The organism is Buttiauxella brennerae ATCC 51605, assembly GCF_001654925.1.
GTDB lineage: Bacteria > Pseudomonadota > Gammaproteobacteria > Enterobacterales > Enterobacteriaceae > Buttiauxella > Buttiauxella brennerae.
Window position 1 is genome coordinate 242,174 of the sequence record NZ_LXER01000040.1, and the last position, 22,455, is coordinate 264,628.

The 22,455-nt window shown below is 51.7% G+C and carries 24 protein-coding genes, 1 other RNA gene and 1 pseudogene; 9 read left to right on the forward strand and 17 right to left on the reverse strand.

The window, feature by feature from the left end; genetic code table 11:
* The 7 genes from M975_RS21580 to kbaZ form a co-directional block, all read right to left on the reverse strand.
* Positions 1–1,155, reverse strand: a complete 1,155-nt coding sequence (locus tag M975_RS21580; RefSeq protein WP_064561907.1) for an SIS domain-containing protein — start codon at positions 1,153–1,155, stop codon at positions 1–3.
* A gap of 303 nt (positions 1,156–1,458) precedes the next feature.
* Positions 1,459–2,592 (reverse strand): N-acetylglucosamine-6-phosphate deacetylase, encoded by a 1,134-nt coding sequence (nagA, locus tag M975_RS21585; protein ID WP_064561908.1) that lies wholly within the window; start codon positions 2,590–2,592, stop codon positions 1,459–1,461.
* Positions 2,589–3,023 carry a PTS galactosamine/N-acetylgalactosamine transporter subunit IIA gene (agaF, locus tag M975_RS21590; protein WP_064561909.1) on the reverse strand — a complete coding sequence of 145 codons (435 nt, stop codon included), beginning with the start codon at positions 3,021–3,023 and terminating at the stop codon, positions 2,589–2,591. Before agaF ends, nagA begins: the two co-directional genes overlap by 4 nt.
* 29 nt (positions 3,024–3,052) lie before the next feature.
* Positions 3,053–3,928 (reverse strand): PTS N-acetylgalactosamine transporter subunit IID, encoded by an 876-nt coding sequence (gene agaE, locus M975_RS21595; protein WP_064561910.1) that lies wholly within the window; start codon positions 3,926–3,928, stop codon positions 3,053–3,055.
* Positions 3,918–4,700, reverse strand: coding sequence for a PTS N-acetylgalactosamine transporter subunit IIC (gene agaW, locus M975_RS21600; RefSeq protein ID WP_064561911.1), 783 nt, complete (start codon positions 4,698–4,700; stop codon positions 3,918–3,920). The genes agaE and agaW overlap by 11 nt, the downstream gene beginning before the upstream one ends.
* Positions 4,701–4,710: 10 nt before the next feature.
* A complete protein-coding gene (gene agaV, locus M975_RS21605) occupies positions 4,711–5,184 on the reverse strand; it encodes a PTS N-acetylgalactosamine transporter subunit IIB (protein WP_064561912.1) in 474 nt (157 codons plus the stop codon).
* Between the two features lie 26 nt (positions 5,185–5,210).
* Positions 5,211–6,503: a tagatose-bisphosphate aldolase subunit KbaZ gene (gene kbaZ / locus M975_RS21610; protein WP_064561913.1), complete on the reverse strand. Its 1,293-nt coding sequence runs from the start codon at positions 6,501–6,503 to the stop codon at positions 5,211–5,213.
* 251 nt (positions 6,504–6,754) lie between these two features.
* On the opposite strand from kbaZ, the gene M975_RS21615 reads away from it, so the two are divergent.
* Positions 6,755–7,567, forward strand: a complete 813-nt coding sequence (locus tag M975_RS21615; RefSeq protein WP_064561914.1) for a DeoR family transcriptional regulator — start codon at positions 6,755–6,757, stop codon at positions 7,565–7,567.
* A 103-nt stretch (positions 7,568–7,670) separates the two neighbouring features.
* Here the strand turns inward: M975_RS21615 and M975_RS21620 are convergent, their stop codons facing one another.
* Positions 7,671–9,065, reverse strand: coding sequence for an MFS transporter (locus M975_RS21620; RefSeq protein WP_064561915.1), 1,395 nt, complete (start codon positions 9,063–9,065; stop codon positions 7,671–7,673).
* A 150-nt stretch (positions 9,066–9,215) separates the two neighbouring features.
* Here M975_RS21620 and M975_RS21625 point away from each other — a divergent pair, with 150 nt between their 5' ends.
* A complete protein-coding gene (locus M975_RS21625) occupies positions 9,216–10,211 on the forward strand; it encodes a LysR family transcriptional regulator (protein WP_083967927.1) in 996 nt (331 codons plus the stop codon).
* Positions 10,212–10,291: 80 nt separating this feature from the next.
* Here M975_RS21625 and garD read toward each other — a convergent pair whose 3' ends face one another.
* Entirely contained in the window at positions 10,292–11,863 is a 1,572-nt protein-coding gene (gene garD / locus M975_RS21630; protein WP_064561916.1) for a galactarate dehydratase, read from the reverse strand.
* Between the two features lie 376 nt (positions 11,864–12,239).
* On the opposite strand from garD, the gene M975_RS21635 reads away from it, so the two are divergent.
* The 6 genes and pseudogenes from M975_RS21635 to M975_RS23465 all read left to right on the forward strand — a co-directional run.
* Positions 12,240–13,571 (forward strand): MFS transporter, encoded by a 1,332-nt coding sequence (locus M975_RS21635; RefSeq protein WP_064561917.1) that lies wholly within the window; start codon positions 12,240–12,242, stop codon positions 13,569–13,571.
* 37 nt (positions 13,572–13,608) lie between these two features.
* The gene (gene garL / locus M975_RS21640; protein WP_064561918.1) at positions 13,609–14,379 is read left to right on the forward strand and encodes a 2-dehydro-3-deoxyglucarate aldolase; all 771 of its coding nucleotides are present in this window, start codon (positions 13,609–13,611) and stop codon (positions 14,377–14,379) included.
* Positions 14,380–14,406: 27 nt separating this feature from the next.
* Positions 14,407–15,297, forward strand: coding sequence for a 2-hydroxy-3-oxopropionate reductase (garR, locus tag M975_RS21645; RefSeq protein ID WP_064561919.1), 891 nt, complete (start codon positions 14,407–14,409; stop codon positions 15,295–15,297).
* Positions 15,298–15,356: 59 nt separating this feature from the next.
* On the forward strand, positions 15,357–16,502 hold the full coding sequence (garK, locus tag M975_RS21650; protein ID WP_064561920.1) for a glycerate 2-kinase: 1,146 nt from the start codon (positions 15,357–15,359) through the stop codon (positions 16,500–16,502).
* Between the two features lie 79 nt (positions 16,503–16,581).
* An RNA gene (gene rnpB, locus M975_RS21655) (RNase P RNA component class A) lies at positions 16,582–16,960 on the forward strand.
* A gap of 137 nt (positions 16,961–17,097) precedes the next feature.
* Positions 17,098–17,228: pseudogene (locus M975_RS23465) on the forward strand (AAA family ATPase); the annotation flags it as partial.
* 12 nt (positions 17,229–17,240) lie between these two features.
* Here the strand turns inward: M975_RS23465 and M975_RS23530 are convergent.
* A complete protein-coding gene (locus M975_RS23530) occupies positions 17,241–17,420 on the reverse strand; it encodes a hypothetical protein (protein ID WP_064561921.1) in 180 nt (59 codons plus the stop codon).
* Positions 17,421–17,452: 32 nt separating this feature from the next.
* On the reverse strand, positions 17,453–18,154 hold the full coding sequence (locus tag M975_RS21665; protein ID WP_064561922.1) for a pirin family protein: 702 nt from the start codon (positions 18,152–18,154) through the stop codon (positions 17,453–17,455).
* A 106-nt stretch (positions 18,155–18,260) separates the two neighbouring features.
* Here M975_RS21665 and M975_RS21670 point away from each other — a divergent pair, with 106 nt between their 5' ends.
* Entirely contained in the window at positions 18,261–19,151 is an 891-nt protein-coding gene (locus tag M975_RS21670; protein ID WP_064561923.1) for a LysR family transcriptional regulator, read from the forward strand.
* A gap of 90 nt (positions 19,152–19,241) precedes the next feature.
* Here the strand turns inward: M975_RS21670 and M975_RS21675 are convergent, their stop codons facing one another.
* From M975_RS21675 to M975_RS21700, 6 genes are all read right to left on the reverse strand, one after another.
* The gene (locus tag M975_RS21675) at positions 19,242–19,625 is read right to left on the reverse strand and encodes a DUF805 domain-containing protein (protein ID WP_064561924.1); all 384 of its coding nucleotides are present in this window, start codon (positions 19,623–19,625) and stop codon (positions 19,242–19,244) included.
* A 94-nt stretch (positions 19,626–19,719) separates the two neighbouring features.
* Positions 19,720–20,712 (reverse strand): glutathione S-transferase family protein, encoded by a 993-nt coding sequence (locus tag M975_RS21680; protein WP_064561925.1) that lies wholly within the window; start codon positions 20,710–20,712, stop codon positions 19,720–19,722.
* Between the two features lie 78 nt (positions 20,713–20,790).
* Entirely contained in the window at positions 20,791–21,183 is a 393-nt protein-coding gene (locus tag M975_RS21685; RefSeq protein ID WP_064515925.1) for a DoxX family protein, read from the reverse strand.
* Positions 21,184–21,392: 209 nt separating this feature from the next.
* Positions 21,393–21,683: a YqjK-like family protein gene (locus tag M975_RS21690; RefSeq protein ID WP_064561926.1), complete on the reverse strand. Its 291-nt coding sequence runs from the start codon at positions 21,681–21,683 to the stop codon at positions 21,393–21,395.
* 2 nt (positions 21,684–21,685) lie between these two features.
* On the reverse strand, positions 21,686–22,078 hold the full coding sequence (locus tag M975_RS21695; RefSeq protein ID WP_064561927.1) for a phage holin family protein: 393 nt from the start codon (positions 22,076–22,078) through the stop codon (positions 21,686–21,688).
* A 2-nt stretch (positions 22,079–22,080) separates the two neighbouring features.
* Positions 22,081–22,386 (reverse strand): ElaB/YgaM/YqjD family protein, encoded by a 306-nt coding sequence (locus M975_RS21700; protein WP_064561928.1) that lies wholly within the window; start codon positions 22,384–22,386, stop codon positions 22,081–22,083.
* Between the last annotated feature and the right edge of the window lie 69 nt (positions 22,387–22,455).

The window sequence follows — 22,455 nt, forward strand, 5'->3', positions numbered from 1 at the left end:
TCAGCCTTTCCACGGATGAATAACGACACCTTTCACAACACGGTTTACCGTGCCGCTTGCGGAAGGGGTATCAGGGGTAATGCCCGCTTTGACGGATTCCGTCAGCGCGAAAATCTGCGCATACATCAGGAAACAGAAAGCCTGTTCAACGTCGATGAAATCGCGGGAAGGTGGCAGCCAGATATGTGGCCCCGACTCGACTTCCGGGCAAGGTGACGAGCAGATAGCAACGACGCACAGGGCCTGTTGGTCGCGGCGCAACTCAGCCAGTAAATCAAGGTCGTACTGGCGGGTATACGGGTGGCTTGAAATCATGACCACCACGAGCGTTTCGTTGTTGATCAGTGATTTAGGGCCATGACGGAACCCGGTTGGCGAGTCATAAAATGCTGCCAGTTTTCCCGCTGTGAGTTCCAGAACTTTCAGTGCGGATTCACGCGCAACACCTTGCAAGCCGCCGCTGCCGAGGTAGACGACACGTTTGAAAGGCAAATCACCGAACACGCTTTCGCTTAAGTCACCTTGTGAAGCAATGATTTCTTCGCAGCGCTTAGCCACATCCTGGAAAGTGCTGCTGTTGATAACATCTGGTGCAAACACGGCCAGGCAGCTTGCCATCATGGTGGTGATACTGCTGGTCATGGCGAAGCCACGATCGTGCGTTTCCGGTGGCATCAGCAGCGCATGTGAATTACCGCTGGTCGCGGCGTTCTGGTACAGGCTGCCGGCTTCATTACAGGTAATGACCAAGTGATAGCACTCTTTGACGAGCTGGTTGACTAAATCGACCGCCGCCACACTTTCCGGGCTGTTGCCAGAGCGTGCAAAAGAAACCAGCAGCGTCGGTTCTTGCTCGGACAAGTAATCAAGCGGGTTGGTGACAAGGTCGGTGGTCGGTACGGCAACAAAGTTTTTCCCGGTGTGGCGCGATAGCCACGGCGTAATAATATCGCCAATAAATGCGGAGGTTCCTGCACCCGTCAGGATAATTTTTAGCGAGGTGTTTTGCAGCAAAGGATCAAGGAATGCGTTGATACTGCTACGTTGATTACCGATATTTTTTAACGATCGGATCCAGCTTTCCGGCTGTTGGCGGATCTCTTTTTCAGTCCAGGTTAATGTGCCGGAAAGACAGGCAGATTGGGTTTCGCTCATAACTCAGTCCTTAGCAGTGCAAGATCATCGGAAGTAGCACAAAGCAGTACAGGACAATCTTTCGTTTTGTTTCATTTACTCAACTTTATGCTTAAATAAAATCTATAGAAAAGAAAACGAAAGGTCAATGTAAGAAAAACAATAAAACGAAAAATGTGATCCGGAAAACGATCTATTTTAGTTATTTTATTGATTTAAATGGTTATTTTTAAATAATGTATAGTTGAGGTTATTTTAAACGAAAGGAAAAGAAAGGTCTGTCGCGGGGCTGGCGACAGACAAAAGTGAGGAGCAACGAAAGTACTACAGGGGGAGAGCCTGGCCATTAATCCAGATATTTTGAAGACCTAACTGGGAATTAAGCGCAATCATATTGGCGCGTTTTCCCACCACCAGCGAACCCAGATCGTTATCTAAACCGAGCATTTTTGCGGGGTGCAGCGACGCCATGTGAATGGCATCTTCGGCAGAAACGCCCACGTTATCCACCAGGTTTCGCACCGCGGCATCAAGCGAAAGGGTGCTTCCGGCAAGCCCGCCACTTTCGGTGCGCACAATTCCCTCGCGCATTGTTACCGGGTGGCCACAAATTGAATAATCACCATCTGGCATTCCTGCGGCGCTCATGGCATCGGTAATCAGCAGAACGCGGGGTTTCGCGCAGCGACAACAGATATTCATGACTGCAGGGTGAACGTGATGCTCGTCGGCAATCAGTTCCAGCCAGGCCCGTTTATCGCTTAAACCGGCTCCGACCATACCAGGATTACGGTGATGCAAGCCTGTCATGCCGTTAAAGCAGTGCACCAGTCCGTCGGCCCCGGCATCAAATGCCTCAAGGGTTTGCTCGTAACTGGCGGCACTGTGGCCAAGCATGACCCGTATATCCCGGCTTTTAAGATGCCTGATGGTTTCCAGCGCCGTGGGTTTTTCCGGGGCCAGCGCCACCACCCGCAAGGTGTTTTGCGACACCTCAATTAAATGGTCCAGCTCAGCGATATTCAGCTCGCGGAACAACTCTGGCGGATGAGCGCCTTTGTTCTGTGGCGTAAAGTATGGCCCTTCGAGATAACTGCCCAGCACGGTTGAACCAGGCCCGCCGTGATAAAAGCGTTCTGCGATCCGCCGCAATGCGCGTTCAATGTTGGCAAGCGGTGCCGTGACGGTGGTGGGCAGCCAGCCGCCCACACCTTCGCGTGCCTTGTGCATCGCAAGCCGTGCAAGGACGCCAGGATCGTCGTCCATCACATCAACCCCGTCACCGCCGTGAACGTGAATATCAATGTATGCGGGGCACAACAGTTCAGCATCACGGGCCATCGTTCCTGAAGGGATAGGTTCGATGGCGACAATCGTTTCGTTATCAATCCGTAACTGGTGATCGTCCAGCCAGCCTTGTTCGGTGAGAACGCGCCTGGCTCGCAGCAGCGTGGTCATATTCCTTCCTCGACCGCCTCAGCTTCGCGATAACGCCCCATTTCATCGACCAGGCTGGTTAACCCGCGATGGCCACATTCCAGCGCCTGAAGGCGGAATTCTTTACTGCTCAGACCGTCGCGTTCCAGTACCATTTCCAGAAGTAGTTGCAGGTTGATACCCGTAATGACTTCACGGCCCGGCTGTTCTAATGCCATGGTGGAAGCGACGCGGAACGGGGTGCCACCGAGCAAATCAGTTAAAAACACCAGCCCTTCACTGTCATCTAATGCGCCAATAGCCTGTTCAAATTGCGAAGTGAGCAGCGCCGTAGAAGAGGTTTCTGGAAAGTCGATGGCGATAAACTGCTCTTGCTCACCAAGAATCTGTTTCATCGCTTTTTCCAGCCCGGAGGCAAAACCACCGTGGCCACTTAAAATAATACTTAACATATTGTTTTATCTCGCTTACAGGATGCCACTTACAGGAAGTGGGCAAACTTCCCGACAACACTCAGAATGACGGTGATACCGATAAGACGCAGCGGGCTCCAGCCACGGCGCACCAGCGCATACATACATAAGGTATAAACCAGTGGCAAAAAGGCCGGCATCAGTTTATCGATAACGTCCGTTTGCAGTTTCACCACCGCATCACCCGCGGTAATTTCAAGCGTAGTGGCCAGGCGAACATAGGTGGCGACCAGCGCCCCAATCACTGTCATGCCCACAATCGATGCGGCATGTCCCACTTTGCGAGTGTTGGCTTTGATAAGCGGGATGGCGGCCACACCCATGCGGTAAGCGTAATGCGCAAGACCGAAACGCAGGCCGAGATGCACCACGTTAAACAGCACGATGAAGATAACCGCGCCGAGTATTGAACCCTGTAACGCAAGGCTTGCCCCGATACCGCCACAAATAGGCAGCAAGGTCAGCCAGAACATCGCATCGCCAATCCCGCCCAGTGGTGCGCCGACGGCAATTTTTGTGCTCTGAATACTGTTCACATCCTGCTTTGAACGCTCCATCGCCAGAATAATGCCGATAACGAAGGTCACCAGGAACGGGTGCGTGTTGAAGAACCCCATGTGGCCTTTCATGGCTCGCGCCAGGTCGCTTTTATTGGTATGGATTTTTTTGAGTGCGGGTAGCAGGCCATATAGCCAACCGGACCCCTGCATACGTTCATAGTTGAATGATGCTTGTAATAGCATGGAGCGCCATGCCACGCGATTGATGTCTTTTCTGGTTAACTCTACACCGATGCTCTGGTCTTCATAGATGTTGTCATTGCCGTTAGTCAGGGAGGTTTCCGTAACGTCTGTATCTGGCAAAGTCTGGATATTAGATGCCATCTTCAAATTCCTCTTTCTGAGCGCTGGAAGGTTGCTGTGGAGCCGGGTCTTTGCGTAAGAAATCAATTAGCGCCATTGCTAATGCGGCAGCGGCAATCGCCAACACCGGCAGTTTTAGCCAGGCAGCAGCCACAAAGCCGAGAATGAAATAGGGGATATAAATGTTTTTCATCATGATTTTCAGCAGCACGGCAAAACCGATGGCTGGCATGATGCCGCCTGCCACACCCAGGCCGTCAATTAAGCGGGTGGGTAAAACATCGATCGCGGTTTTGGCATGTTCCGCACCAAAATAGATGGGCAAAAACGCGCACAAGAAATAGAACGTGCCGAGGGCCAGAAGGGCTAGATAGTTAACGCGTTCAATGCCATCCGTATCAGCTTGTGCCGCCATTTGGTCGCAGCGGGCCATTACACCGGACATAATAGAGAACAGGAAGGTAATCCCCATTTGTACCGCAACGGCAAATGGCACTGCTACGCCGACGGCAACTTCAGGTTTCACGCCAGTGGTAATAGCAAAAGTAGTGCCGACAATGGTCCCGATAATCACGTTTGGTGGCTGCGCACCAGCCAGAGGTGCAAGCCCCATCCAGACCAGTTCCAGCGTACCGCCACACAAAATACCGGTATGAAGGTCACCCAGAATCAAGCCAACCAGCGGCCCTAATACCACAGGGCGGTGCATGTGCGTCAGGCCGTTGAACATATCCAGTCCGGCAATAAAGGCCAGAATACCCAACGCTAATGCCTGTAATAAGCTAATTTCCATAGAAAATACCTCAAAGGAGTTTGTAGAGATCCTGAGCGGATTCCGTCGGCACACCCTGAACAAAACATTCTACTCCGGCCTTTTGCAGGCCATTAAAAGCAGCAATATCCTGGTCATCCACAGAGACGGTTTTCGCGATTTGTTGTTTGCCTTCTGCGTAGTGCATGTTGCCGACGTTAATCCGCTTCACAGGCACATCGCCTTTCACTAACGTCAGGAAATCGTCCGGGTTTTTACAAACCAGCAAGATTTTCTGGCGATCGGTTGCACGGTGAATATTGTCGATAACTTTTTGCAGCGACCAGAAACGCACGGCGATCCCTTCAGCCAGAACCATCTCCATCAGGTTTTGCTGTACCGAGTCTTCTGCAACTTCATCATTGGCAACGAGGACAAGGTTTGCCCCGGCAAAACCTACCCATTGAACGCCAACCTGGCCGTGGATCAGTCGCTCATCAATGCGGCTCAATACAATGTTTGGCATGTTATTTTCCTCTTATTATTTTGGGTTTAGTTTGATGACTGTGAGCCCAGACAGGCGGCATGGTACTGGCGCAACACGTCCTGGATATGGTCGATAATCAGTTCATGAGGTGTGGCTGCAATTTTTCCTTCACGGACCTTAACGTATTGAAGTGGCAGATACTGACTGATCAATGGCAAAGGAATAGATTCACCAGCCAAATTCGCAACAAGCTTTGAATACGATTCATCAATGTCATGATCCGGCCAGTAATAACGCACTCGATCCGAGTAGCTGTAGCCGCGGGCCAGTCGGCGGTCGCTGTCATTGCCGTGATAATGGTGTTTCCAGTATTCAGGGTGTTCGAGCATCACACTTTCAAGCACTTCACGCAGTCCAGAGCATTTGTGTGCCGGGCGTAATTCACGCTCGATGGCGGCCAGTGAAAACAGCGCTTCACGCAGTGCAAAGGTCAGTGCCGGGCCGACTTTCAAAATCGCAAAGTGGTTCTGCACCAGTTGCTGTAAGGCTTGTGGCGTCTGGTAATCGGTGGAGTGCGCTTCAAACACCATGGTGTCGAAAGCTTCAATCATCTGGCTTAAGAACAGTGATTTCTCAGGTTGGTAATCAATGACCTGCGTGTGATCGAATTCGACACCTGGCTGGACAACCAGCCCGATAATGCGTGGCCACAAATCGTTCAAACCTTGTAATTCAAAAGCATGACGATGGGCTTCAAGTGTGGCTTTGGCAGCCTGTGGCGTAGTGACGGCAAGTTCCGCCAGCGTTTCGTGTGCGCCGCCAGGGACCGGCACTTCGGTGCCGATAACGTAAACCAAATCAGAAGAGCCAAATTTCTCGATGCAGGTTTGCTCGGCGATTTTGGCCAGACGGGCTGCACGCATGGCAACAAGGGAATCGGTCAGCGGAACCAGGTCATCTGCACAAGACATGCTGCAATCGAGGTGGATCTTTTTGAAACCCGCAGCGACATAGCAACGAATCAGCTCATCAGCATGATTCATGGCTTCTTCGGCGGGCAGTGTTTGCCAGCGGTTTGGGCCAAGGTGATCGCCACCCAGAATGAGTTGCTCACGTGGGAAGTGGTACTTGTCGGCCATTTGCTGCGCAAAGCCACGGAAATCTTCCGGTGTCATGCCGGTGTAGCCACCGTTCTGGTCAACCTGGTTGGATGTCGCTTCTATTAATAAGAGAGATTTTGTATCCCGCCCATGGCGCATTGCCGCTTCGAGAACCAGCGGGTGAGCAGAACAAACGGCAAAAATGCCACATCGTGAATCCTGTTTATGGTCGGCCACAAACTCGGTTAAATGTTTCACTTTCCTCTCCGTATGGGTTGGGTGTTGGCTTGTCTTTCGATTTGTTTCATTTAATAGTGGTGTATCGTGCGATAAAAACAAAACGAAAGATAATAGAATTGAGATCTGTTTCGCAAAAGAAACATAATGAAAGCATATTTGACACAATCACAAGGAATGCAGCACGCGATGTAAAGTCTTGCTTTCCGCGAAAAGAAAGGTGTTAATAGGCGAAGTGAAATGAAACGAAAGGTTTTATGAAAGGATCATTTATGAATAATACTGACGCAGCAACGGACAAGCGTGTTACAGGTACAAGTGAAAGGCGTGAGCAGATCATCCAGCGCCTTCGTCAACAAGGAAGCGTACAGGTTAATGATCTCTCATCATTCTTTGGTGTTTCGACGGTGACGATCCGTAACGATCTGGCTTTTCTTGAAAAGCAGGGTGTGGCGGTGCGTGCCTACGGCGGGGCTTTGGTTTGCGATTCGGGCACGGCAGCGGTTGAACCGACCGTTGAGGATAAAAGTTCGCTAAATACGTCGTTGAAACGCAGCATTGCGCGTGAGGCGGCAGATCTCATTAAGCCTGGCCATCGTGTCATTCTTGACTCAGGCACCACCACTTATGAGATTGCGCGCCATATGCGCAACCATAAGGAAGTGATTGCGATGACCAACGGCATAAACGTGGCCAATGCATTGCTTGAGGCCGAAGGTGTGGAATTGCTGATGACCGGAGGGCATCTGCGCCGCCAGTCGCTGTCATTCTATGGCGACCAGGCCGATCAATCACTGCAAAACTATCACTTCGACATGCTGTTCCTCGGCGTGGATGCTATTGATCTTGAGCGTGGTGTCAGCACCCATAACGAAGATGAAGCGCGTCTAAACCGCCGGATGTGTGAAGTGGCTGAACGTATTATTGTGGTCACGGATTCGAGTAAATTTAACCGCTCCAGCCTGCATAAGATCATTGATACTCAACGAATTCATATGGTTATCACCGATGCAGGTATTCCTGAAGAGAGCCTGAACGGGCTGCGTAAAGGTGGCATTGAAGTGGTTTTGGTGGGCGATGCCTGATTGTAGAAGCGGTGGATGCTTGCGCTTATCTACCCTACAACGAGGGTTCTCCCGCCAATGTGGCGGGAGAACTGGCGGGAGAAATTTGTACTGGTTTTTTCTCTTACCCTGCCGCTAATTTATATCCCCGCAAACGACTCACGCTCAGCGCAATGGCTAATACCGTTGCGATAACCGCCAGCCACAGGCTGATATGTATGGCGCTGCTCTGCGCATAAATCGTCATCATCACACCGACAAACGCGGCCCCCAGACACTGGCCAAATGTGCGCATGATTGCCAGCACGCCTGAGGCGTATCCGCTGTTTTCACGCGATGCATTGGACAGCATCTCTCTGTTGTTGGGACTCTGGAAGCAGCCAAAACCTATTCCGCAAAGCAAACTACGCAGGCAAATATCCCACGCTTGAGCGTGTTCCGGCAGCATCGCCAACAGTGCGAGACCAACGGCAAAGATACACAACCCAACGGTTGAGATGATAACTCCCGAATAACGGTCTGCCAGACGCCCGGCGTGAGGGGCCGCGAGAATTATACCGATGGGCCACGGGGTGAATAGCAGAGCTGAAACCAACGCGCTGTACCCGTAAACGCTCTGGAACAGGAACGGCAAGGCAATGAACGTGATGCCCTGGCTGACAAACGAAGCCAGTGAAGTCAGTGCCGCCAGAGAAAACCGCGAAGAGGAAAAGATATTTAGCGGAAGCAATGGCTTAGTCACTCGGCGCTGAACCCAGACGAATGTAAGGCCGCTGAGAATCGCGATGCTCGCGAAAATCACAGCTGTGGTCAGGTCGTCGTTGCCGGGGTGGGTAAAAGCATCTGCCGCCATAATCAGCGCGCCTAATGTGACGGCCGATAACAAGGCTCCTGCATAATCGAACGGTTCACGTTTTAACGCCGGGTTATTGGGCACAACACGCAGCGTAAGTATTACCGCAATAATGCCCAGTGGAACGTTGATTGCAAACAGCCACTGCCAGCTCAACGTGGAAAGAATCGTGCCCCCGAGAATCGGCGCGATGGCAGTGCTAGTGCCAATCAGCAGCGCGTTCAGGCCAAGTATTCGCCCCAGCAAGCGATTAGGGAAAACTGAGCGCAGGATTGCCGGGCCAATGCTTAATGTTGCAGCACCACCAATACCCTGCAAAACCCGCATGATAACTAACATATCCAGTGAGGATGAGAGCGCACAGCCCACCGAGGCCAGCGTGAATAAGCTAAGGCCGAAGGCAAAAATAGTGCGAAACCCGATACGGCTGGAAAGGGCGGCAAATATCGCCAGTGTCATCGCTGCGGATAACAAATAGCCATTGGAAACCCAGACTGTGGCACCCAGTGAAGCGTCCAGCGAGCGGGCGATTTGTGGCAAGGCAATGTTGATCATCGAGCCATCAAACACCGCCATGGTGGTCATGGTCATGACGGCGGCCATCGCCAGACCTCGTTCGCGGCCTGGTAACCCTTCATCGCCGGGCTGATCGGTAAATAATGCCATTTTTAAAATTCTCTATCGCGGGGAATGGCAGAAATATAGACTTGCAGAAGACATGGCGGAAGACGCAGCATTTGCATTGATTACCTGCACCAAACGCCTTATCAAAATGAAGAGTGCGCACTCATGCCCAAAACACAGGGAATTTGCTGAATGACTGACCCCGATCTGAACTTACTTATCGCCCTTGATGTGCTGCTGGCCGAAGGCAGTGTAGCGGGCGCGGCTCGTCGTTTAGGGTTAAGTGCTTCGGCGATGAGCCGCACACTAACCCGTTTGCGCACCACTACCGGTGACCCACTGTTAGTTCGCGCCGGGCGTAATATGGTGCTGACTCCTTACGCGGAAGAAATCCGCGAGCGCACGCAAAATGCCGTCTTTGAAGCCCGAGCGATACTTCGCCCTTCATCGGATGCTTTTAATCTTGCAACACTTGAGCGCAGTTTTACCCTGCGTACTAACGCCGGGTTTATCGAGATATTTGGTGCTACGTTGATTGCTGCGGTAGCCGCTGTCGCGCCTTTAGTCCAACTGCGCTTTATGCCCAAACCAGAGAAAACAGCAAAGTATCTGCGTGAAGGTTTAATTGATCTTGAGATCGGTGTACTTGGGGAGATGGGCCCAGAAATACGATTAACGGCGCTTTATCGGGATAAGTTTGTCGGCGTAGTCAGGAAAGGCCACCCGCTTGAGCAAGAGGAAGATATTACCGCCGCGAAGTATGCTGCATTGGGGCATGTGGTGGTTTCCCGCCATGAACGAGGAACAGGCCCGGTCGATACGCTACTGGCGGAGCTTAATTTAGAACGCAAGATTGCGACTATGGTTCCGGGGTTCCCTGCGGCGCTGGCGGTGGCGCAGGCATCTGATTTAGTGGCTTTAATACCATCCACTTTCTTGCTAAACCAGCCGGGGCTGAACGGTAATTCAGGGGAAGCCAGGCTTTATGTGTTTGAGCTGCCGGTGAAAACCAATGAGATTACAGTGTCGTTGATGTGGCATCCGCGCTCGGAAGCAGACCCGGCGCATCGCTGGCTACGGCAGTTAGTGTTGAAGGTTTGCCGCGAGAAAGTTCCGGGGTTAGGCAATCATTGCCGTAATAAGAATACCCAAAATAATTCGAGTTGCAGAAAGGCGGCCAAGCCGTAAGACCCCGGGAGCACAGTAAACTATGTGACCGGGGCGCACGGGTGCAGCCAACGCATCTGCAGCTTGAAGTATGATGGGTATCAGGTCACTGGCGCCGGGTTGAAAACGGCGAGCGCATTATGCAATCCCCACTGATCCGAGAACGTTTTTTTACGGCCACTCGCCACATCAAGAATAAATTTGAACAACTCCCAGCCAACATCCTCAATGGTCGCTTCGCCCGTGGCGATCGTGCCCGCGTTGATATCCATTAAGTCATACCAGCGGTTTGCCAGTGCGGTACGCGTGGCCATTTTAATCACCGGAACTGCCAGCAAACCGTAAGGTGTGCCGCGACCGGTCGTGAACACTTGCACCGTAATACCTGATGCCACTTGTTGTGTGCCGCAGACGAAGTCACTGGCAGGCGTTGCCGCGAAAATCAGGCCGCGTTTGGTTGGGCGCTGCCCTGGGGAAAGCACTTCCACAATCGCGCTTTGACCCGATTTGGCAATGGAACCAAGTGCTTTTTCCACTACGTTTGCCAGGCCGCCTTTTTTGTTACCCGGTGATGGGTTGGCGCTGCGATCGGTTTTACCCATATCAAGATACTTATCGTACCAATCCATCTCTTCGAGCAGGCGCTTGCCCACTTCTTCGTTGATGGCACGTGGGGTGAGCAGGTGAATGGCATCGCGCACTTCGGTCACTTCAGAGAACATGACGGTTGCACCACAGCGCACCAGCAGGTCAGAGGCATAACCGACCGCCGGGTTAGCCGTGACGCCTGAGAACGCATCGCTGCCGCCACATTGCATACCAACAACCAGGTCAGATGCCGGGCAAGTTTCGCGTTGGCGCTGATTCAGTTTGACCAGATGGCGCTCAGCGACGTTAAGAATGTCATCGACCATCGATTTAAAACCGACGTGGTGTTCATCTTGCAGACGCACGATGCTGGCATCGCCAACATTAATCGGCTGCACGTCATCGGTGCCTTCCAGCAGGCGCTCTGGCTGCAATTTTTCGCAACCCAAGCCCACCACCATAATCTCGCCGCCAAAGTTTGGGTTCAGGGAAATATTATGGATGGTGCGAATAGGGATGACTGCGGCAGGGGCGTTGATCGCCACGCCACAACCGTAAAGGTGATTCAGGCCCACAACACCGTCGACATTCGGGTAGCGCGGCAGCAAATCACGTTCAATAATTTTGATGACATAATCCACCACCCCGGCAACGCAATGCACGCTGGTGGTGATGCCCAGCAGGTTCTTGGTGCCGACGCTGCCGTCCGCATTGCGGTAGCCTTCGAAGGTATAACCTTCCAGTGGTGGTAATGGCTCGGGTACTTTTGTGGCTAATGGCAAAGTATGGAGCGGCGGCGCTTTTGGTAATTCCACTAATGATTCGTCAATCCAGCTACCGCGTGGAATATCACGCACCGCATAGCCAATCACTTCACCATAACGAACAATTTCGCCATGCGCCGGGATATCAACCAGTGCAGCTTTATGCCCTTGTGGGATATGTTCGATAAGTTCTAATCCATCCGGAAAACGGGTTCCCGCTTTCAGCCCATTATCATTAACAATAATAGCGACATTATCTGTCTCATGAACTTTTATATAAAAAGAACCAGGGGGTTGTTGTTTAATTTCAATATTCGACATTGCCGCTATTCTCCAGAATTTTTTCTAATCGTGACTTCTCACAAGCTAAATAAAGAATGTCAGGCCACGAGAAATAAAAATGTGACCAAGATCACTTAATATTATGAGGCTATGTACGCAAGTCAGGGCAATCAATAAAATTGTGCAATACGCCCCACAAACATGTGCATAAGTTTAACTATTTGGCATTTTAAATGCTATAAATTGTGCGGATGCCTAATGCCCGTTTGTTCTGTGCTGGCTATACTGTGTTGCGAATGACAAACACCAGGTTAATTTCAGAGAGCGGTATTATCCCCAAAATATATTCGTGAAATATCGCTTCGTATAAATAAAAAATCCTTGAATTAAGTACCCGCAACAGAGGATGTAGAAAATGATTTTGGATACGGCAGTTGAGTCTAAAAAAGGTAAGAATACGCGATACTTAATATTATTAATTATCTTTATTGTGACGACGATAAACTACGCAGATCGCGCCACACTTTCTATTGCGGGTACTGAAGTTGCTAAAGAATTACAGCTCAGTGCAATCTCAATGGGCTATATTTTCTCAGCATTTGGTTGGGCTTACCTGCTGATGCAAATCCCTGGCGGCTGGTTACTTGACCGCTACGGCTCGAAAAAAGTTTACACCTACAGTCTGTTCTTCTGGTCACTGTTTACGTTCATGCAAGGCTTTGTGGATATGGTGCCGCTGGCATATGCGGGTATCTCCATGTTCATCATGCGCTTTATGCTCGGCTTCTCTGAAGCGCCTTCGTTCCCGGCTAACGCCCGTATTGTTGCGGCCTGGTTCCCGACAAAAGAACGCGGCACTGCTTCTGCGATTTTCAACTCCGCGCAGTATTTCTCGCTGGCACTGTTCTCACCATTACTCGGCTGGCTGACCTTCGCATGGGGTTGGGAGCATGTGTTTACCGTGATGGGCGGTATCGGTTTTGTGCTGACCTTCCTGTGGGTGAAGTTTATCCACAACCCGACTGACCACCCTCGTATGTCTAAAGAGGAACTGGATTACATCACCAAAGGTGGCGCAGTGGTCGATATGGACCACAAAAAACCAGGTGCGGTGGTTCAGGGGCCAAAACTGCATTACATCAAGCAATTGCTGACTAACCGCATGATGCTGGGTGTGTTCTTTGGTCAGTACTTTATTAACACCATTACCTGGTTCTTCCTGACCTGGTTCCCGATTTACCTGGTGCAAGATAAAGGCATGTCGATTCTGAAAGTGGGTATGGTCGCTTCAATCCCGGCGCTGTGTGGCTTCGCTGGTGGTGTGTTGGGCGGCGTCTTCTCCGATTCGTTAATCAAACGCGGTTACTCGCTGACCGTTGCTCGTAAGATACCGATTGTTCTCGGAATGCTGCTGGCTTCAACCATCATTCTTTGTAACTACACCGAGAGCACTGCTCTGGTGATCACCCTGATGGCATTCGCATTCTTCGGTAAAGGTTTTGGTGCGCTGGGCTGGCCGGTTATTGCCGACACGGCACCAAAAGAGATGGTTGGCCTGTGCGGTGCGGTGTTCAACGTGTTTGGTAACGTGGCTTCTATCGTGACTCCACTGGTGATTGGTTACCTGGTTTCTGAACTTCACTCCTTCAATGCGGCGCTGATCTTCGTTGGCTGTTCGGCGCTGATGGCAATGGTTTGTTATCTGTTCGTGGTTGGCGATATTAAACGTATGGAATTGCAGAAGTAATTCTCTCAACAGATAACTGAATAAATAAGGGCAACAGATGAATACCAACGTTTTCCCAAATAAATTCAAAGCAGCACTGGCAGCAAATCAGACTCAAATTGGTTGCTGGTCCGCACTGGCAAACCCTATCAGCACAGAAGTGCTGGGTCTGGCAGGTTTCGACTGGATTGTGCTCGATGGCGAACATGCGCCAAATGACATCACGACGTTTATCCCGCAGTTGATGGCACTTAAAGGCAGCGAAAGTGCTGCGGTGGTTCGCGCTCCAACTAACGACCCGGTGATCATCAAGCGTCTGCTGGATATCGGCTTCTATAACTTCCTGATCCCATTTGTGGAAACGCAGGAAGAGGCGGTTCTGGCGGTGTCTTCAACTCGCTATCCACCTGAAGGTATTCGTGGTGTGTCCGTTTCACACCGCGCCAATATGTTCGGCACCGTGCCTGATTACTTCGCGCAATCTAACAAGAACATCTCAATACTCGTGCAAATCGAAAGCCAGCAGGGTGTTGATAACGTTGATGCGATTGCCGCGACTGACGGCGTGGACGGTATTTTTGTCGGGCCAAGTGATTTGGCGGCGGCATTAGGCCATTTGGGTAACGCTTCCCACCCGGACGTTCAGCATTGCATTCAACACATCTTTGCCCGTGCCAAAGCGCACGGTAAACCAGCCGGTATTCTGGCACCGGCTGAAGCCGATGCGCGCCGTTATATGGAATGGGGTGCGACCTTTGTCGCCGTCGGTAGCGACTTAGGTTGCTTCCGCGCGGCAACACAGAAACTGGCTGATTCTTTTAAAAAATAACCACCATTTAAAGAGAGAGACTGAATTATGACACTGAAAGTTGGGTTTATTGGCCTGGGCATCATGGGCAAACCAATGAGTAAAAACCTCATCAAAGCCGGTTATTCCCTGGTGGTTGCCGACCGTAATGCAGAGGTGATTGCTGAAGTTATCGCGGCGGGTGCAGAAACTGCAGCGACGCCAAAAGAAATTGCTGAGCAGTGTGATGTGATCATCACCATGCTGCCGAACTCCCCGCACGTTAAAGAAGTCGCGCTGGGTAAAAACGGCATTATCGAAGGTGCAAAACCGGGCACCGTCGTTATCGACATGAGTTCTATCGCACCACTGGCAAGCCGTGAAATCAGCGAAGCGCTGAAAGCGAAAGGCATCGATATGCTGGATGCGCCAGTGAGTGGTGGCGAGCCAAAAGCTATCGAAGGCACGCTGTCTGTCATGGTTGGCGGTGATAAAGCGATTTTCGACAAGTATTACGACCTGCTGAAAGCGATGGCGGGTTCTGTGGTCCATACCGGTGATATCGGTGCGGGTAACGTGACCAAACTGGCAAATCAGGTGATTGTGGCGCTGAACATTGCTGCGATGTCCGAAGCGCTGGTGCTGGCAACGAAAGCGGGCGTGAACCCGGAATTAGTCTTCCAGGCGATTCGTGGCGGCCTTGCGGGCAGCACCGTTCTGGAAGCGAAAGCGCCGATGGTCCTGGATCGCAACTTCAAGCCTGGTTTCCGTATTGATCTGCACATTAAGGATCTGGCGAACGCGCTGGATACGTCACACGGTGTCGGCGCGCAATTGCCGCTGACGGCTGCGGTGATGGAGATGATGCAAGCGCTGCGCGCAGATGGCCACGGTAATGACGACCACAGTGCAATCGCGTGCTACTACGAAAAACTGGCGAAAGTAGAAGTCAGCAAATAAAAGAGATGGGCATCCCCGGATGCCCGATTTTCTCGGCACTTTTTTGGCATGGACACATTATGAAAATCGTAATCGCACCCGACTCTTATAAAGAAAGCCTCTCAGCGGTTGATGTGGCGCAGGCCATTGAAAAAGGATTTCGCGAAATATTTCCTGATGCGGAATATATATCGGTCCCGGTTGCAGATGGCGGGGAAGGTACGGTCGATGCCATGATCAGTGCCACGCAGGGCAAGAAAATCACCACAACAGTGACCGGCCCGCTGGGCGAGCCAGTGACGGCGTACTGGGGAATGTCCGGCGATGGTAAAACTGCGTTTATCGAAATGGCCGAAGCCAGTGGGCTTTCACTGGTGCCAGTCGAGGATCGTAACCCTCTGATCACCACTTCGCATGGTACCGGAGAGCTGATTTTACGTGCTCTGGATAACGGTGCGCGCAACATTATTATCGGCATTGGTGGCAGTGCAACGAACGACGGTGGCGCGGGCATGGTTCAGGCGCTTGGTGCGAGACTGTGCGACGCTGTGGGCAAAGACATTAGCCATGGCGGCGGCAGTTTAATGAGCCTGAATAGCATTGATGTTTCAGGTCTGGATAGCCGTCTGGCAGATTGCGTGATTAATGTGGCCTGTGATGTGACCAACCCATTAATTGGCGACAACGGCGCATCGCGTATTTTCGGGCCACAAAAAGGTGCCGACGAAGCGATGATTGTTGAACTCGATGCTAACCTGGCTCATTTTGCCGATGTGATTAAAAAAGAGTTACACGTCGATGTGAAAAATGCGCCCGGTGCGGGTGCCGCAGGTGGCATGGGTGCAGCATTAATGGCGTTTCTTGGCGCGGAATTACGTAGTGGTGTAGAAATTGTGACGGAAGCGCTGCACCTTGAAGAACATATCCATGATTGCTCACTGGTGGTGACCGGTGAAGGGCGCATGGACAGCCAGAGTATTCGTGGCAAAGTGCCAGTAGGTGTGGCGGCTGTGGCGAAGAAGTACCGTAAACCGGTGATTGGAATTGCAGGGTCATTGACGACAGATGTGGCAGTCGTCCACCAATATGGCATCGACGCGGTGTTCAGCGTGCTGACCAGTATTGGTACGCTCGAAGAAGCGTTAAAAAATGCATTCGACAATATTTACCGTGCCTCGCGTAATGTTGCGGCGACGGTGGCGATGGGTATGAACATCACTCATTAATAAACTCTGAATATACCCTAAATAATTCGAGTTGCAGGTAGAGGTGACAGCGGCGGTGAAACCCTCTATACTTCGCGCCGAAGCTGACCAGACAGTCGCCGCTTCGTCGTCGTCCTTCTTCGGAAGGAGACAGGCGGAGGGGAGGAAAGTCCGGGCTCCATAGGGCAGGGTGCCAGGTAACGCCTGGGGGGGTAACCCACGACCAGTGCAACAGAGAGCAAACCGCCGATGGCCCACGCAAGTGGGATCAGGTAAGGGTGAAAGGGTGCGGTAAGAGCGCACCGCGCGGCTGGTAACAGTCCGTGGCACGGTAAACTCCACCCGGAGCAAGGCCAAATAGGGGTTCACAAGGTACGGCCCGTACTGAACCCGGGTAGGCTGCTTGAGCCAGTGAGCGATTGCTGGCCTAGATGAATGACTGTCCACGACAGAACCCGGCTTATCGGTCAGCTTCAACCATTCAGGAACGCCCCGCACAGTGTAAATTGTGCGGGGCGTTTTGTTTTATACAACTCTCTCCCTGGGGGAGAGGGTTGGGGTGAGGGCAAACAATTACTATAATCGACACCCAATCTCAGCCGGACTCCACACCGACATGATCAAATCCATCTTCATCGACAACTACCGCTCGGTGCGCAAACTCTTCATCGATCTGGGAAGGCCGAACGTGGTTTTTGGTCCGAATGGCTGCGGGAAGTCGAACATCTAAAAGCGATTCATTTAATCCACGGCGGAGTGTCAGAGAGTGGCTTCTTCTTCGGCCAGGCGCACACCAGCTTCGCTGACAATCGCTTCCAGCTCGGTCAGCATTTCATCGTAACTCAGTTCAGTTTCAAGGGACGTTGCCACAACAGTGGTTGCAACGGCCGCAGGAACGGTTTTTTTATCGTGTCGTTTCGCTGTTGATTTCTTACTCACACATCACTCCTGTATTACGCAATCTGCACTGGTCAGACCGGTAAATCTATCAGCAATGCGCGCAAGGGTGTATCAGCAACCAGCGTAATGTTAGCTTCGTCACGGATAAATGCGCCGTCGCCACAGGTAAGCCCTTCTTTTTCCTCAGCCGAGGTCACGGCGTGAACCGTGCCGTGAATGGACTGCAAATAAGCACGTGGGCCATGTAACTGGAAACTCAATTGCTGGCCTTTCTCCAGTTCAATTTGATGGATCCATACTTGTTGGCGCAGTTGCAGGCTCTCTTTACTGCCATCGGGTGATGCCAGTAATTGCTGTGGCTGGTCGGTAAGCATGATTTTCTGTACCAGTGAGTTTTCACGTTCCGGGCAGGCATCCAGCCACAGTTGCATGCGTGTCAGCGAGTTATCTTTGCTGAGGTTGTGCTCGCTGTAACTGAGCCCCGGCTGCGTGGACAGCAGCAGCGCTTCACCGGCTTTTGCCTGAACATGGTTACCTTCACTGTCGCGGTATTCCGCTTCACCTTCCAGAATCAAATTCAGAATGTCGACCTTCGGATATGTACGCGGCTGGAATGACGCGCCTGGCGCTAACACTTCCTGGTTGAGAACGCGCAACGAAGCATAGCCCAGCAATTTCGGGTCGAAATAGTGACCGAAAGAGAACGTATAGCGAGCCTGCAGCCATCCGTAGTCCGCTTTCCCGCATTGTTTGGCAGTTCTTGGCGTAATCATAATTAATTGACCTCTTTTTACACTCCACTCATGGTAAAGCTCTGGACGAAGCATTGTTAGCTAGTTAATCTGCTTGGTATGTTCAAATTTCCTGAATGAGAACGAGATGGCAAAAGAGAGAGCATTGACGCTGGAAGCATTGCGGGTCATGGACGCAATTGACCGACGTGGGAGTTTCGCCGCCGCCGCTGATGAGCTGGGGCGAGTGCCGTCGGCACTGAGTTACACCATGCAGAAGCTTGAAGAAGAACTGGATGTCGTGCTGTTTGACCGTTCAGGACATCGTACAAAATTTACTAATGTTGGGCGGATGTTACTCGAGCGCGGGCGAGTTTTGCTCGAAGCGGCTGAAAAACTCACGACCGATGCTGAAGCGCTGGCACGCGGCTGGGAAACGCATCTGACTATCGTCACTGAGGCGCTGGTGCCCACGGCGAAACTGTATCCGCTGGTGGAAAAACTTGCGGATAAAGCAGACACGCAGCTGTCGATTATTACCGAAGTGTTGGCCGGTTCGTGGGAGCGTTTAGAGCAGGGGCGGGCAGATATCGTGATTGCGCCGGATATGCATTTCCGTTCGTCTTCAGAGATTAACTCGCGCAAGCTTTATAAGGTGATGAGCGTTTACGTTGCCGCGCCAGATCACCCGATTCACAATGAACCAGAGCCACTTTCAGAAGTGACGCGCGTGAAGTATCGCGGGATTGCCGTCGCCGATACCGCGCGTGAACGCCCGGTGTTAACCGTGCAATTGCTGGATAAACAGCCGCGCCTTACAGTGAGCAGCATGGAAGATAAACGCCAGGCGCTATTGGCGGGGTTGGGTGTTGCGACGATGCCTTACCCGTTGGTGGAGCAGGATATTGCTGAAGGGCGACTGCGCGTGGTCAGCCCTGAATATACCAATGAAATTGATATTATTATGGCCTGGCGGCGCGATAGCATGGGCGAGGCGAAAGCCTGGTGTTTGCGTGAGATCCCGAAATATTTGAAGTAGTTGCTATGCCCTCACCCAGCCCTCTCCCCCAGGAGAGGGAGAAAACCGGACAATTCCCTCTCCCTTAGGGAGAGGGTGAGGGACAAAGCATTACTCGCTGACTAAACGGGCATCCATCGCTTTCGGATCAATACCAAATTTATTCGGGCCAGGCGTACCGTTCTGGCAGTTAAATGCCAGAATGATTAGCCAGCCTACAATCGGAATGAGCAACAATAACAGCCACCAGGCTGAACGATCTGTGTCGTGCAAGCGGCGGAACTGTACCGCCCAGTAAGGCAGGAAGATGAATACACCGTAAATGGTGGTAAGCGCCCCTTCATCTCCCGCAATCCGCAGGCCCAGCATCTTGTCCAGAATACTCAGCACCCCGGTCAGCACCAGGTTCACAAGAATGAACATCCAGTATTCTTTGCGGCGTGCACGGCCACTAAATCCAACGTAATTTCTTAAAACTTTGAAATACCAATCCATATGTAGCCTGCCTTAAGTAGTCATCAATCTCTTGATCTATTTCAAGAATAGCTGCGAATGGATTTCACGTAAATCATAGCCTCAGTGAATTTAATCAACCTTTGTTAAACCGTTCTTCTCGTCCATGCGGTTCGTTTAAATCCTGAGCCGGGCCGACAGAGATAATTCCGGTAGGGTTAATGGTTTTGTGGCTGCGATAGTAGTGGTTGCGGATATGGGCGAAATCGACGGTTTCGGCAATGCCTGGCATTTGGTAGATATCGCGCAGGAACCCGTACAGATTCAGGTAATCGCTAATGCGGTGTTTGTCGCATTTGAAGTGGGTGACGTAGACCGGGTCGAAGCGCACCAGTGTCGTCCACAGGCGAATATCAGCTTCGGTCAGTTGATCGCCGGTTAAGTAGCGATGCTGGCCAAGGATTTGCTCAACGCGAGCCAGCGACTCAAAGACTTTCGTCACCGCATCATCGTAGGCTTCCTGAGAGGTGGCAAAACCTGCTTTATACACGCCGTTGTTGATGGAGTCGTAAATCCAACCATTGAGCTCATCAATCTTGCTGCGCAGCGGTGTCGGGTAATAGTCGCCCGCCCGCGCACCTTGCGCATCAAACGCGGTATTGAGCATACGAATGATTTCGGCCGACTCGTTACTGACGATGGTCTGCGTTTTTTTGTCCCACAACACAGGCACGGTGACGCGCCCGGTGTAATCCGGATCGGCTTGCAAATAGAGCTGGTAGAGATATTCGTGCTGGTATAAGCCATCGCCAGTCGCATTTGGGAAGTCATCACCAAACGTCCAGCCATCTTGCAGCATAAGTGGGTGAACCACGGAAACGGAAATTAAGGACTCAAGGCCTTTTAACGCACGCATGATGAGTGCGCGGTGCGCCCAAGGGCAGGCGAGGGAGACATAAAGATGATAGCGATCTTTCTCGGCGGCAAAGCCACCTTTGCCCGTTGGACCCGGTTCGCCATCAGCAGTCAGCCAGTTACGAAATGCTGACTCTGAACGTTTGAAGTTGCCACCGGTCGATTTGGTGTCATACCAGACATCGTGCCAGACGCCGTCGATTAGCTGTCCCATGTTGATTCCTCTGTGGTCTTTAAAAACAAAAAAGCGAAGGGATTAACCTTCGCTTTTAGCAAAACTAAGTATAGAGCCTTACCAGTTTTTCTTCAGGATGCGGTCGATGCTGTATGCACCTGGTCCGAAGATAGCCAGCAACAGGTAACCACCTGCGATGGTGAAGTTTTTCATAAACATGGTTGAGTTCATGCCCTGGCTGAAATCACCGTGGAACAAGAACGCAGTCAGAATCGTGAACACCGCAGTGATAATCGCTGTGGTACGAGTAAAGAAACCGAACAGAATCGCCAGGCCGCCACCAAACTCAAGCAGAATGGTCAGAGGCAACAAGAACCCCGGAACGCCCATCGCTTCCATGTATTGTTGAGTACCGGCATAACCATTAATTTTGCCCCAGCCTGCAACGATGAACAGGATCGGCATCAAAACACGAGCTAACAGTACACCAGCATCATCTAATTTTTTCATTTTACTCTCCAGCGAATTTCTATTGGGTGCTATCAGCCCAGGGATGTTTGTCTTTGCAATTTCCGGTAGTTACCGTTGCTTGCGGTTGATGGAGAGGATAATAGACGGGACGTTACGTGATTGTTAGCAAGGAAAACTGTCGATGTTTTTCAAATTACTTGAGCAATAGCAGAAATAACAACGCCGCCTGGATTAGGCGGCGTTAAGAATTAATGCGATTGCTGCTGTACCGTGTTGCGGATAAGGCGCCAGGCGCTCCAGGCACCAAACCCACGCCTTGCCCAGCGCATCAGGAAGCTGGGGTGGCGCACGGTCCACACTGCCATCACGCTGCTGGCGATTAACGCATAGCTGCGTAAGCTCAGTAACGTGTTCCAGCCGCGGTCATACGCACCTGTTGCTTCCAGCCAGTCACGCCGGGTTGCACTGACATCCAGCCGTTGTTGCTGAATTTGGCTGAGTAGAAATGCTTTGCGCTTATCAAGCTCACGTTTGCTCATGGCTAGTCATCTTCCAGCAGTGCACGGTCGTTTTCGAGCTCACGGCGGGTATGGCGCAGCAGTGTGGACTGGCGAGACTTCCGCAGAGTCCAGATACCACCGATTAAAGCCAGTCCCAGTAAGACGACGGTCGTTGCGATCATAGCGTTCAGGCGATATTGCGGTTCAACCGCCCAGAACACCAGCACCACCAGACTCATTAACCCGAACGCAGCAAACAGCATGGTTAAGCCAAGCATCAGTAGCAGTTGAACGAGGTGTGCCTTCTCCTCTTCCAGTTCCACTACGGCAAGGCGCAAACGCGTTTCCACCATCCCAACGATGATGGTGACGAGGCGCTGACCAATGCCGAGGACGCTTTTGCCCGGCCCTTGAGGTTGATGGGATTCAGGCATAATTAGCGACGTGTCAGTAGAACGCCGAGCACGACACCAATCGCCGCCCCAATACCCACACCCGTCCACGGGTTCTCACGGACATAATCATCGGCTTTTGCCGCGGCTTCACGGGTTTGTTTAGCAATAACGTCACCGGTGTCGCCCAGGCGAACACGGCTTTCTTTCAGTGCTTTTTCAGCTTTGCCGCGTAGTTTTTCAAGTTCAGTCTGAGACTTATCCTTCGATGCACTCAGCACCTCTTCAAGGGTATCTGCCAGGGATTTCAACTCAGCGCGCAAATGTTCTGATGTAGTATCTTTTGACATAGTTCTCTCCAGGTGTTTGAGGTCAATCCTTGCCCATCCTGTTTCGGGTTGCAGGTTTTAGCCGCAAGA